Here is a 12812-nt window from a genome sequence, read left to right on the forward strand (position 1 = left end):
GGGAGATGTACCCCTCTTCACTGAAAGGCCGCGCAAAGGATTCGGCGGCGGCGCGGCTCCTGCACGCGGCCAGGGTGATGGCGTATCTCCACCGAAAGGTCGGTCTCCACCGCAAGGCCGGGCAAAGGATTCAGCGGCGGGCGCGACTCCTGCACACGGCCAGGGTGATGGCGTACACGATCGGGGGCAGGACGAAGATCGCGATGCGCAGGCCGTACACGATCCAGACGTAGGTCTCGTGCGGTGCCGTGAGGAGTGGCGTCGGCGCGTTCGGGTCCGGCGGGACCTCCGAGACCCACGTGCCGGCCCACAGCACCGTGAAGAACGTGATCACCGCCGCGCCGAGCGCGGTGCGGACGGGGGCGTGGGAGGGGCGGTCCAGCAGGTTGTGCACGCGGTGATCCTTGGTGAAGCGGCGTTCCAGGAACGGGTAAAGGAACAGGACCGTGAAGAAGGCCGCCAGGACCAGCATCGGGATCCAGAGGCCGATCTGCAGGGCGAAGCCGCCGACGGTGATCACCCACGGCGGCGTCAGGCGTAGCGCGCCTTCCAGAACGCCGAAATACCAGAACGGCTGGGCCGACGGCGGCCAGCCGCCGGGCTGGTACGGCCCGTGTTCCCACACCGGGTTGACCTGGACGAAAGTGGCCAGCAGCGCCACGACGGCCATCGTGAACATCGTGGTGGCGGCGTTCTTGACGGCGAAGTAGGGGAAGAACGGCCCGCCCGTGACCCGCTTCTCGTCCGACGTCGGGGTGCGGTGATCGGTGTGCTTCTGCCGCCAGGTCAGGACGATCCCGTGCAGCGGTATGAGCGCCAGCAGGATGCCCGGCACCAGCAGCACGTGCGTCACGAAGATGCGCGGGATGACCTGGCCGGGGAAGTCGCCGTTGAAGACGAGTGCCGACAGGTAGCCGCCGACGAGCGGGAACGACAGCAGCAGGCCCTGCGCCTGCCGCAGGCCGGTCATGGCGAGCTGGTCGGCGGGCAGCGAGACGCCCAGGAACGACTCGAACAGCGCCAGCCCGAACAGCACCACCCCGGTCATCCAGCTCAGCTCGCGCGGCTTGCGGAAGGCGGCGGTGAAGAAGACGCGGAACAGGTGGGCCACGATCGACAGCACGAAGATCGTCGCCGCCCAGTGGTGCATCTGGCGCACCAGCAGGCCGCCCCTGATGTCCAGGCTGATCTCGCGCACCGAGGTGAAGGCCACGTCGGGGTTGGGTTTGTAGAAGAGGGTCAGGAAGGTGCCCGTCAGGACGAGCAGGACGAACGAGTACAGGGCGAGCTCGCCGAGCAGGAACGACCAGTGGCTCGGGAAGAGCTTGCGCAGGTTCGGGCGGAGCCAGTGGGCCAGGCCGAGGCGCTCGTCCAGGAAACTCGCGGAGCCCTGCGCGGCTTTGGCCGATCCGGAGACCAGGCGGGCGGCGCGACGCTGTGGCTTGGTAGGAGTGGCCATCGGGCGCCTCCTGCTAGACGGTGAGCCGATTGTATCATCCGGATCTTTCAAAATTGGTTTATACCAATTGGTATAAACCAATTTCTGGCTCAACAGAATATTAATTGGATTAGACCGGTTATGTGCCCTTCACCAGGTGAAACGTTGACTTAACGGGTGAGTGCAGTTTCATCATGATTATCGCCGGTAGAGTCCGGGGCAGAGGCGTTGATTGGAGCTGTGGTGGCCAAGTACGTTTACGACTTCACCGAGGGCAACAAGGATCTCAAGGATCTTCTCGGAGGCAAGGGAGCAAACCTTGCCGAAATGACCAATCTCGGACTGCCCGTCCCTCCCGGGTTCACGATCACCTCCGAGGCGTGCCGCCACTACCTGGCCGAGGGCGCGGTCCCCGACGGCCTGGAGCGGGAGGTGTCCGAGCACTTGGGCGCGATGGAGAAGCGGATGGGCAAGGTGCTCGGCCAGGCCGACGACCCGCTGCTCGTCAGCGTCCGCTCCGGCGCCAAGTTCTCGATGCCCGGGATGATGGAGACCGTCCTCAACATCGGGCTGAACGACGAGTCCGTGCACGGCCTGGCCAAGCAGGCCGGTGGGAACGACCGCTTCGCCTGGGACTCCTACCGCAGGCTCATCCAGATGTTCGGCAAGACCGTGCTCGACATCGACGGCGAGCTGTTCGAGCACGCGCTCGACACGCTGAAGGCCGGCCGGCAGGACACCGACCTCGACGCGGCCGAGCTGCAGGGCCTGGTCGAGACGTTCAAGGGCATCGTGCGCGACCAGACCGGCAAGGACTTCCCCGCCGACCCGCGCGAGCAGATGCGGCTGGCCGTCATGGCCGTCTTCGACTCGTGGAACGCTCCGCGCGCCATCCTCTACCGCCGCCAGGAACGCATCCCGGCCGATCTCGGCACTGCGGTCAACATCGTGGCCATGGTCTTCGGCAACGTCGGCAACGACTCGGGCACCGGCGTCGCCTTCACCCGCGACCCCGGCTCCGGCCAGCAGGGCATCTACGGCGACTACCTGCAGAACGCCCAGGGCGAGGACGTCGTCGCCGGCATCCGCAACACGATCCCGCTCCAGGAGCTGGAACGCCTCGACAAGAGCTCCTACGACGAGCTCCTGCGGATCATGGAGACGCTGGAGAACCACTACCGCGACCTGTGCGACATCGAGTTCACGATCGAGCGCGGCAAGCTCTGGATGCTGCAGACCAGAGTCGGCAAGCGCACCGCGGGCGCGGCGTTCCGCATCGCCACCCAGCTTGTCGACCAGGGCCTCATCACGCTCGACGAGGCCGTCACGCGGGTGACGGGCGACCAGTTGGTGCAGCTGATGTTCCCGCGCTTCGACTCGGGCACCGAGAAGAAGAAGATCGCCAAGGGCATGAACGCCTCGCCGGGAGCCGCCGTCGGCAAGGTCGTGTTCTCCTCCGAGCGCGCCGTCGAGCTGGCCGACCAGGGCGAGGACGTCATCCTGGTGCGCCGCGAGACCAACCCGGACGACCTGTCCGGGATGATCGCCGCGCGCGGCATCCTGACCAGCCGCGGCGGCAAGACCTCGCACGCCGCCGTGGTCGCCCGCGGCATGGGCAAGACCTGCGTCTGCGGCGCTGAGGAGCTGGAGGTGTCGATCGCCGAGCGCAGGTTCACCGCGCCGGGCGGCGTCGTGGTGAAGGAGGGCGACGTCATCTCCATCGACGGCACGACCGGCGAGGTCTTCCTCGGTGAGGTGCCCGTGGTGGACTCGGCCGTGGTCGAGTACTTCGAGGGCCGGGAGCCCGACGACGACCTGGTCCGGGCCGTGGACCGGATCATGCGGCGGGCCGACGAGGTACGCCGGCTGGGCGTGCGGGCCAACGCCGACACCGCCGACGACGCGGCCAGGGCGCGCCGCTTCGGCGGCGAGGGGATCGGGCTGTGCCGTACCGAGCACATGTTCCTGGGCGAGCGCCGGCAGCTCGTCGAGGACCTGGTGCTGGCGTCGGGCGACGAGGAGCGTCAGGCGGCGCTGGACGCGCTGGAGCCGCTCCAGAAGGCGGACTTCGTCGAGATATTTCGGGCCATGGACGGTCAGCCGGTGACCGTGCGGCTCATCGACCCGCCCCTGCACGAGTTCCTGCCCGACATCGTGGACCTGTCGATCAAGGCCGCGACCGGCGAGACCTCGGAGAAGCAGCGCGACCTGCTGGCCGCCGTCAAGCGGCTGCACGAGGAGAACCCCATGCTCGGCCTGCGCGGCGTACGGCTCGGGCTGGTCATTCCCGGCCTGTTCGCCATGCAGGTACGCGCCATCGCCCAGGCGGCCAAGGAGGTGCCGGGAGCCAAGCCGGAGATCATGATCCCGCTCGTCGCCGCCGTACAGGAGCTGGAGGCCGTCCGCGAGGAGGCCGCCGGGATCCTCGCGGACCTCGGCGTCGAGGCCCTGGTCGGCACCATGATCGAGACGCCCAGGGCGGCGCTCACCGCGGGGCAGGTCGCCGAGGCCGCCCAGTTCTTCTCCTTCGGCACCAACGACCTGACCCAGATGACCTGGGGCTTCTCCCGCGACGACGTCGAGGCGGCGTTCTTCTCGCGCTACCTGGAGCTGGGCATCTTCGGTGTCTCCCCGTTCGAGACCCTCGACCGTGACGGCGTCGGCCGGCTGGTCAGGATCGCGGTCGAGGAGGGCCGCAAGGCGCGCCCGGATCTCAAGCTCGGCATCTGCGGCGAGCACGGCGGCGACCCCGACTCGGTGCACTTCTGCCACGAGGCCGGGCTCGACTACGTCTCCTGCTCGCCGTTCCGCATCCCGGTCGCCCGCCTGGAGGCCGGCCGCGCGGCCCTGGCGGAGTGCGACTCGGACACGCGCTGAGGAACACCCGCTGAGGGAACGCCCGCTGAAGAACGCCCGCTAGACGGCCGCCTCGGCCTGCTCCAGCGTGGCGGGCACGTAGTCGTGACGCATGCCCAGGTCGCCCAGCCACTTCCGGAGTCCGGGAACGGCGGACGGATTGGCCGCGACCTGGGCCGCGTACTCCGACAGCGCCACCTCCTCGCCGTCGTCGAACAGCAGCCGCGCCGGGCCCGCCCACGACAGCGTCCACCGGGCCTGGCCGTGCTGGATCAGCACCGCCTCCAGCGCCTGCCCGAGCACCCCGGCCAGCAGCGTCTCGGACGGGTTCCAGCCCAGCTCGCGCAGCTTCTCCTCCAGCTCGGGCCGCCGGTCTCTGGCGATCACCTCGAAGGCCGCGTCGAGGTAGGGCCGGGCGGCGCCCAGCACCCGCTGCCCGGCCAGCGCCAGGTCGTTGAGCGCCTCGGCGTTGCGGGCCGCGTACATGCCCTGGGAGATCAGCTCCTCCCACGACACCGGCCGCAGCCCCGTGAGCGCCTCCGGTGTCCACATCGACTGCTCGACCGCCTGCACCGCCGTGGTCGCGTCACGCAGCATGGTGAGGGCCGAGCGGGGGTCGGGCACGTGCTCCGGCTCGGGCAGCAGCTCGATGGCGGCCAGCCGCTCGCTCAGGCTCGGGTGCGAGTCGTAGAGGGAGGTCTCCTCGGGCTGCTCGCCGAGCTCGGCCACCTCGGCCTGCCTGGCCGGGTCGCTCATCAGCGCGTGGAACCCGCCGAACACGGCCGCGGGCCGGTTGCCGCCCGCGCCGGTCATCGACAGGTAGCCGGCGGCGTAGATGTCCCAGGCGGCCGCCGTGCCGTGGATCTTGCGCAGCGCCTCCGACATCGCCTGGCGACCGCCGATGCCCACCGCGAACTGGTCGGCCTCCAGCTCCTGCTTGCGCGACACGCCCTGGGAGACGAGCAGGTAGAGCTTGGCGTAGTACGTGAACAGGCGCTGGATGAACGGATGGTTGCCGAGCCCCTCAACGGTCGCGATCAGCGACACCCGGCCTCGGTAGACCGGCGCGCCCAGGCGGGTGTGGGCGCCGCTGTAGTGGCCCAGCTCGTGGCCGAGCACCGCGCGCATCTCGTCGACCGTGAGGGTCTGCAGCAGCGGCAGCCCGATGTACATGCGCCGCCTGGTGGCCTTCATGCCGAGGAAGCGGGTGTCCTCCGACACGGCCGCGTTGACCTCGGGCACCAGGCGGATCTCGTCGGGTGGCGCGGTACGGACGCGCTGGGACAGGTCTTCGACCACCTGCCAGAGCGCGGGCTCGTGCTCGCGGGTGACCAGCACGCCCGGCTGCTCGCCGTCCTTGCGGCGGCTGACCATGATCAGGGCGCGTACGAGCGCGCCCGCCGCCAGGGTCAGCACGACCGCGAACTTGAGCGTGTTGACATGGAAATCGACCAGCAGGAGCACGTCGAAGAAGACGGCCGCGGCCAGGATGAGGCCGACGAGCACGTAAAAACCGGCGAGCAGGCCGAAGGCCAGCACCGCCCGGAACGCAGTGGTCATGGAGGAGGGCTCCCGGGGAAGGGGGTTCTCGCGAGGGTTGACACTAGCGGAGACCGGAAACTGGATAAAATCACAGCTCTTATGGCCCGCTACGACGAGCACGACCAGGCCCGCTGGGTGCCGGAACCTCCCGGCAACCCGGAGCGAAGCGCGTTCGAGCGCGACCGCGCCAGAGTTCTGCACAGCTCCGCGCTGCGCAGACTGGCCGCCAAGACGCAGGTGGTGGGGCCCGGCGAGACCCTGGGGGGCGGCCAGCACATCCCGCGCACCCGGCTCACCCACTCGCTCGAATGCGCCCAGGTCGGCAGGGAGATGGGCGCGACGCTCGGCGTCGACCCCGACCTGGTGGAGACGGCCTGCCTGGCGCACGACCTGGGGCATCCGCCGTTCGGCCACAACGGCGAGGTGGCGCTCAACCAGTTGTCCACCTCGTGCGGCGGCTTCGAGGGCAACGCGCAGAGCCTGCGCCTGCTCACCCGGCTGGAGGCCAAGGTCCTCACCGTGGACGGCGGCAGCGCCGGGCTCAACCTCACCAGGGCCGCGCTCGACGCCTCCATCAAATACCCGTGGACCTGCGACAGGTCGCCGAAGTTCGGGGTCTACGACGACGACCTGCCGGTCTTCACGTGGATCAGGGACGGTGCGCCCGAAGGCCGGGTCAGCTTCGAGGCGCAGATCATGGACTGGGCCGACGACGTCGCCTACTCCGTCCACGACCTGGAGGACGCGCTGCACTCCGGCCACGTCACGCCCGAGGCGCTCCAGTCGGCCGCCGAGCGCCGCCAGGTCTGCGAGACCGCCCGCACCTGGTACGCGCCCGGCGCCGACCTCGCCGAGCTCGAGGCCATCTTCGCCGGGCTGCTGGCCACCCCGCTCTGGCCGCGCCGCTTCGAGGCCACCTTCGCCGACCTGGCCGGGCTCAAGGCGCTGACGAGCGGTCTCATCGGCCGTTTCTGCCGCTCCGCCCAGACCGCCACCAAGGACGCGTACGCCTCGCGGCACCGCGCCGAGCTCGTCGTGCCGACGGCCACGCGGCTGGAGTGCGCGCTGCTCAAGGGCATCACCGCCCACTACGTGATGACCACCGAAGACCACCACGCCAACCAGGCCCGGCAGCGCGACCTCATCTCCGAGCTGGCCTCCCTGATCACGCTCGGCGCGCCCGCCACCCTGGAGCCCGCCTTCAGGCCCTCCTACCTCGGCGCGCCCAACGACGCCGGTCGCGTCCGGGTGGTCATCGACCAGATCGCCTCCCTCACCGACACGTCGGCCATCGCCTGGCACAAGCGTCTTTCCCGATGACCCCCGTCGGGCGGATACTGCGCCCATGGCTACATATGTGATCGTCGGCGCGGGCCTGGCGGGGGCCAAGGCGGCGCAGACGTTGCGCGAAGAAGGCTCAGGCGACGAGATCGTCCTGATCGGCGCGGAGTCCGAACGCCCTTACGAGAGACCGCCCCTGTCGAAGGAATACCTGCTGGGCAAGAGCGAGCGGGAGAAGATCTTCGTCCACGGCGCCGGCTGGTACGCCGACAACGACGTGGATCTCAGGACCGGCCTGCGGGTCACGCGCGTCGAGCTCGACGAGCACGCGGTCAGGTTCGCCGACGGCTCGCGCCAGCCGTACGACAAGCTGCTGATCGCGACGGGGGCGATGCCGAGGCGGCTGCCCGGCCCCGCCCTCTACCTGCGCACGGTCGGGGACAGCGAGGCGCTCAAGGCCCGCTTCGCCGACGCCGGGCGGGTGATCGTCGTCGGCGCGGGCTGGATCGGCCTGGAGACCGCCGCGGCCGCCCGCAAGGCCGGCTGCGAGGTCACGATCGTCGAACCCGACCCCACGCCGCTGTACCGGCCGCTCGGGCCCGAACTCGGTGAGGTCTTCGCCCGGCTGCACCGGCGCAACGGCGTCGATCTGCGCACCGGTACCGGCGCCGCGGAGATCACCGAGACCGGCGTGCGGCTCAGCTCCGGCGAGCGCCTGGCCGCCGACCTGGTGGTCGTCGGCATCGGCGCGGCGCCCGAGGTCGGCCTGGCCCGCGACGCCGGGCTGGAGGTCGGCAGCGGCATCCTGACGGACGCCGCCCTGCGCACCTCGCACCCCGACGTGTTCGCCGCGGGCGACGTCGCCGAGGCGTTCCACCCGCTGTACGGCCGGCGCATACGGGTCGAGCACTGGGCCAACGCGCTCAACGGCGGCCCCGTCGCGGCCCGGTCCATGCTGGGCCAGGACGTCACCTACGACCGCCTGCCGTACTTCTACACCGACCAGTACGACCTGGGCATGGAGTTCACCGGCGACATCCAGGGCTACGACGAGGTCGTCTACCGGGGCTCGGTCACCGACCAGGAGTTCGTCGCCTACTGGCTGCGCGAGGGCAAGGTCGTCGCCGGCATGAACGTCAACGTCTGGGACGTCATCGGCGAGATCAAGGAGCTCATCCGCTCCGGTGTGACCGTGGACCCGAAGGAGCTCACGTCGAATCGGTGATGATGATCGGGGTCTGAGTCGGCTTGGCGCCGGTCTTCTTCTTCTTTTTCTTCTTGGTGGGGGTAGGTTCCGGCGCCTGCTTCGACGCGCACTGGACCGAGCAGGGCGGCGTCTCGCCCACCCGGCCGCGCAGCTTCAGCGTCTCCTCCTTCGGCGACAACGTCTTGTTGCCGGACTCCCAGGCCTCGAGGTAGCCCCAGGGGTTCACCATGCCCCGGCGCACCCACCAGTAGCCGGGCCCGGTCTTCCAGGAGATCGCGAAGTACAGGTTCGGGGCGGTGACGCCGGCGTTGCCGGAGTTGCCGACCTGGCCGAGCGTCTGCCCGACCTTCACCTTCACGCCCGGCTTGAGGCCGTCGGCCACGGTGTCGAGATGGCCGCCGAGGTAGCGGACGCCGTCTTCGCCGATGATCGTGACGTAGCGGCCCTCACGGGCGGCGCCCACGTCGGTGGCGGACGACCACCGGTTCAGGGTGTTGACCTCGTCGACCACGCCGTCGACGGGCGACACGAAGGCGCATCCCTTGGCCGCCCAGATCGTCGTCTTCGGGAGCACGAGGAGCTTGCGCTCGTAGGTCGTCTTGCAGCCCTGGACGGGGAAGGAGTAGGTGTACTTCGACACCTTCGGCGGCGGGATCTTGGTCGGATCCTCGCCCGTGGGCGATGTATCGGCCGACAGGGCGTCGGCCGACGGGATGGTGGCGGTGACGGACGGGCTGGCGCCTCCCGTGGGGGTGGCGGGTGACTGCGCGCTGACGCCCGCCACTCCGGTGGCCTGCGAGCACGCGCTCGCCAGAAGCGCGGCGCCCGCTAATGCCGCCCATCGTCCGAGATGCCCCGCTCGCATGATCTCCACCCGTGTCGACGTTTCCACCGCAAACATTTACCTTTGTAGCCGATCGGGGACGTGCAACCGACATATTTCCCCCTTTCGCGACTCGACGGTGACATCCCCTTACCGCCAGGTCACCAACACCTCACGGAGGGCAGTCATGGGCCCGGGTGGGGCCGGTTGTCGTAGCGCGGGAATAGACTCACCGGCGTGGCTGGCCGGATCCGTGACGTCGACATCGCGCTCGTTCGTGAGCGATCACCCATCGCCGATGTGATCGGCGAGCACATCCAGTTGCGCAACGCGGGGGGTGGCAACCTCAAGGGGTTGTGCCCGTTCCACGATGAGAAGAGCCCGTCCTTCAACGTGACGCCCGAGCGCGGCATGTACTTCTGCTTCGGCTGCAGCGAGGGCGGCGACGTCATCACGTTCGTCGAGAAGATCGAGCATCTGACGTTCGGCGAGGCGGTCGAGCGGCTGGCGCAGCGGGCCGGCATCCAGTTGCAGTACGAGCAGGGCGGCTACATGCCGCGGCGCGACCACGGCGAGCGGGCCCGGCTGATCGAGGCGCACAAGGCCGCCGCCGAGTTCTACGTCGACAAGCTGCTCGGCCCGGACGCCGCGCCCGGGCGGCGGTTCCTGTCGGAGCGGGGGTTCGAGCGGGCCGACGCGGAGATGTTCGGCGTGGGTTACGCGCCCAACGAGTGGGAGGTGCTGGCCCGGCATCTCATGGGGCGCGGCTTCACCGCCGAGGAGATCGTCAAGGGCGGGCTGGCCAAAGAGGGGCGGCGCGGGCCGATCGACCGGTTCCGCGGGCGGCTGATGTGGCCGATCCGTGATGCGACGGGCGACGTGATCGGGTTCGGGGCGCGCAAGCTGCTCGACTCCGATGACGGGCCGAAATATCTCAACACCCCTGATTCCCCGCTCTACAAGAAGAGCCAGGTGCTCTACGGCATCGACCTGGCCAAGCGGGAGATCTCCAAGCGGTCCCAGGCGGTGATCGTCGAGGGCTACACCGACGTCATGTCCTGCCACCTGGCGGGGGTGCCGACGGCGGTCGCCACCTGCGGCACGTCGTTCGGCGAGGAGCACATCAAGATCCTGCGGCGCTTCCTGCTCGACCAGGCGGAGTTCCGCGGCGAGGTGATCTTCACCTTCGACGGCGACGCGGCCGGGCAGAAGGCGGCGCTGCGGGCGTTCGCCGACGAGCAGAAGTTCGTCACCCAGACCTACGTGGCCGTGCAGCCCGACGGGCTCGACCCGTGCGACCTGCGCGTCAAGCAGGGCGACGCGGCCGTGCGCGACCTGATCGCCAGCCGCGAGCCGCTGTTCCAGTTCGCCATCCGCAGCACGATCGCCCGCTACGACCTGCGCAGCAACGAGGGCAAGATCGCCGCGCTCGACGCGGCGGCGCCGATCGTGGCCGGGATCAAGGACGTCGGCCTGCGCAAGCGCTACGCGATCGACCTCGACCGGTGGCTCGGCTTCATGGACGAGCGGTTCGTCATGCAGCGCATCGCCGAGGTCGGCGGGGCCCAGCAGGGCCGCCCGCGACGGGCGCCGAAGGCCGCGCCCGTCGATCCCAACGTGCGGGTCGAGGGCGAGCTGCTCAAACTGGCCATCCAGCGGCCCGCGCTGCTCGGCCCCCGCTTCGACGCGCTCGACCCGCGGGCGTTCACCGCGCCCGACCATGTCCTGGTGCACCAGGTGATCACCGCGGCGGGGGGCGCCGCGTCGGCCGGCCGTGGCGGCCGGGAGTGGGTCGACCGGCTCCTGGAGCACTGTCACGACGACGTGACGCGGGCGCTGGTGACCCGGTTCGCGGTCGAGGCGATCCGGGCCGACTCGCACGCCGAGGAGCGCTACGGGGCGGCCATGCTGGCGGCGATCGAGGCCATCGCGGTCGACCGGGCGATCGCTCAGGTCAAGTCGCGCATTCAGCGGCTCAACCCGGTGGAGGAGCAGCAGGACTACAACCGGCTGTTCGGCGAATTGGTGGCGCTGGAGCAGCAGCGCAGGGTTCTCCGGGACCGGGCCGCGGGCAGTTGAGGGGTTTCGGCGGGATGTGAGCACCCGCTTTGCCCACGGCGCCGGCGGAAGATGAGCCGCGAATGGGCCCTGTAACGGCTCGTTCAAGAGCTGCCGAGCAGAAGATGTCGGGAACTTGTTGAATCCAGCTGACCGTGGCGGAATCCTTCACCCGCCATGCCCGGACCTCGGAGTTAAGGGGCATCCGGGCAGGCTGCGCCATGCGACCGGCGACAACCCCGTGCCGGACACGTCTTACTCGACCGCGTAATGGACTTTACTTTCCTGATCAAAGTCCGGCTAAACCTTTAAGCGATCTCGTTTTGGTAAGGGTCACGCCCTTACCTTCGGTTACAAAAATGGGTCTGCCATTTTACGGAACCAATACTGCAGACTGTGTCCCGTGGGTGCATCGGTACTACCAAGTGGACCGCCATCCGTAGATCAAGTGGCGGACCTCGTCGCGAAGGGAAGGGAGCGCGGAAGCGTAACCGTCGATGACGTCGCAGCCGCGCTTGACCGCTCAGAGCTCCCGTCCGACGCGTTGGAACGCGTCGTGCGCATGCTCGCGGAGAACGGCGTGGAGGTTCTCGAACCCCAGGGAGAGGAAGAGACCACCCGCGCCGACGAGGAAGACGTAGGCAAGCGGGCGCCGACCAGCGATCTTGTCCGCATCTACCTGCGGGAGATCGGCCGGGTGCCGCTGCTCACAGCCGAAGAGGAGGTGGAGCTCGCCAAGTCGATCGAAGCCGGGCTGTTCGCCGAGGACAAGCTGGCCAGTGGAGTCTCACGTCTGGCCTTCCCTGAGTTCAGGGAGCTCGTCTGGCAGGGCACCCGGGCGAAACAGCGCCTCATCGAGGCGAATCTCAGACTCGTCGTCTCGATAGCCAAACGATATGTGGGCCGTGGAATGCTCTTCCTGGACCTCATCCAGGAAGGCAACCTCGGGCTCATCCGCGCGGTCGAGAAGTTCGACTACACCAAGGGATACAAGTTCTCCACTTACGCCACGTGGTGGATCCGGCAGGCGATCACGCGGGCGATAGCCGACCAGGCGCGCACCATTCGCATTCCGGTGCACATGGTGGAGACGATCAACAAGCTCGTCAGAGTGCAGCGGCAGCTCCACCAGGACCTGGGCCGTGAGCCCGCGCCCGAGGAGATCGCCAAGGAGATGGATCTCCCGGTCGATCGTGTGGTGGAGATCCAGCGCATCGCCCAGGAGCCGGTGTCACTGCAGTCGCCGATCGGTGAGGAAGACTCCGACCTCGGCGACTTCATCGAGGACGCCGACGCGGTCGTGCCCATGGAGGCGGCAGCCTTCATCATGCTGCAGGACCAGCTCGACGACATCCTGGCGACGCTGTCGGACCGTGAGCAGCGCATCATCCAGCTCCGCTTCGGCCTGGCCGACGGGCATCCGCGCACGCTGGAGGAGGTGGGCAGGGAGTTCGGCGTCACCAGGGAGCGCATCCGGCAGATCGAGTCGAAGACGCTGGCCAAGCTCCGCCACCCGACCAGGGCGCAGATGCTCCGCGACTATCTGGATTGACTCTCGCGGCGAAGAACGGCGGGCCCGGGGTTCTCCCCGGGCCCGCCGTTCTCAT

Annotated in this window: 8 protein-coding genes; 5 read left to right on the top strand and 3 right to left on the bottom strand. The window is 69.0% G+C overall.

The genetic code is table 11. The features are described 5' to 3' along the window. Nucleotides 1-130: 130 nt before the first annotated feature. Nucleotides 131-1459, bottom strand: a complete 1329-nt coding sequence (locus AB0F17_RS03790; protein ID WP_358015729.1) for a cytochrome bc complex cytochrome b subunit — start codon at nt 1457-1459, stop codon at nt 131-133. A gap of 222 nt (nt 1460-1681) precedes the next feature. Between AB0F17_RS03790 and ppdK the strand changes: the two genes are divergently transcribed. Beyond that, on the top strand, nt 1682-4315 hold the full coding sequence (ppdK, locus tag AB0F17_RS03795; RefSeq protein WP_358015732.1) for a pyruvate, phosphate dikinase: 2634 nt from the start codon (nt 1682-1684) through the stop codon (nt 4313-4315). Nucleotides 4316-4354: 39 nt separating this feature from the next. Here ppdK and AB0F17_RS03800 read toward each other — a convergent pair whose 3' ends face one another. After that, nucleotides 4355-5854, bottom strand: coding sequence for a M48 family metallopeptidase (locus tag AB0F17_RS03800; protein WP_358015735.1), 1500 nt, complete (start codon nt 5852-5854; stop codon nt 4355-4357). 81 nt (nt 5855-5935) lie between these two features. On the opposite strand from AB0F17_RS03800, the gene AB0F17_RS03805 reads away from it, so the two are divergent. Together AB0F17_RS03805 and AB0F17_RS03810 are read left to right on the top strand one after the other, a co-directional pair. After that, a complete protein-coding gene (locus AB0F17_RS03805; RefSeq protein WP_358015738.1) occupies nt 5936-7156 on the top strand; it encodes a deoxyguanosinetriphosphate triphosphohydrolase in 1221 nt (406 codons plus the stop codon). Between the two features lie 25 nt (nt 7157-7181). Next, entirely contained in the window at nt 7182-8342 is a 1161-nt protein-coding gene (locus AB0F17_RS03810) for an FAD-dependent oxidoreductase (protein ID WP_358015741.1), read from the top strand. Here the strand turns inward: AB0F17_RS03810 and AB0F17_RS03815 are convergent. Further along, complete coding sequence (locus AB0F17_RS03815) at nt 8326-9189, bottom strand: M23 family metallopeptidase (protein ID WP_358015744.1); 864 nt, start codon at nt 9187-9189, stop codon at nt 8326-8328. The two genes, AB0F17_RS03810 and AB0F17_RS03815, sit on opposite strands and share 17 nt — an antisense overlap. A gap of 195 nt (nt 9190-9384) precedes the next feature. Here AB0F17_RS03815 and dnaG point away from each other — a divergent pair, with 195 nt between their 5' ends. Next, nucleotides 9385-11226 (top strand): DNA primase, encoded by a 1842-nt coding sequence (gene dnaG, locus AB0F17_RS03820; protein WP_358015746.1) that lies wholly within the window; start codon nt 9385-9387, stop codon nt 11224-11226. Between the two features lie 427 nt (nt 11227-11653). After that, nucleotides 11654-12757: an RNA polymerase sigma factor RpoD gene (gene rpoD / locus AB0F17_RS03825; protein WP_214638280.1), complete on the top strand. Its 1104-nt coding sequence runs from the start codon at nt 11654-11656 to the stop codon at nt 12755-12757. The last annotated feature ends 55 nt before the right edge of the window (nt 12758-12812 follow it).

Origin of the sequence: Nonomuraea sp. NPDC026600, assembly GCF_040638335.1 — a bacterium.
In the GTDB taxonomy this organism is placed as follows: Bacteria; Actinomycetota; Actinomycetes; order Streptosporangiales; family Streptosporangiaceae; genus Nonomuraea.

Bases quoted from the DNA above. Each gene is read 5' to 3' on its own strand.
- AB0F17_RS03790 (WP_358015729.1), bottom strand. From the start codon at position 1,459: ATGGCCACTCCTACCAAGCCACAGCGTCGCGCCGCCCGCCTGGTCTCC.
- AB0F17_RS03800 (WP_358015735.1), bottom strand. From the start codon at position 5,854: ATGACCACTGCGTTCCGGGCGGTGCTGGCCTTCGGCCTGCTCGCCGGT.
- AB0F17_RS03805 (WP_358015738.1), top strand. From the start codon at position 5,936: ATGGCCCGCTACGACGAGCACGACCAGGCCCGCTGGGTGCCGGAACCT.
- AB0F17_RS03810 (WP_358015741.1), top strand. From the start codon at position 7,182: ATGGCTACATATGTGATCGTCGGCGCGGGCCTGGCGGGGGCCAAGGCG.
- AB0F17_RS03815 (WP_358015744.1), bottom strand. From the start codon at position 9,189: ATGCGAGCGGGGCATCTCGGACGATGGGCGGCATTAGCGGGCGCCGCG.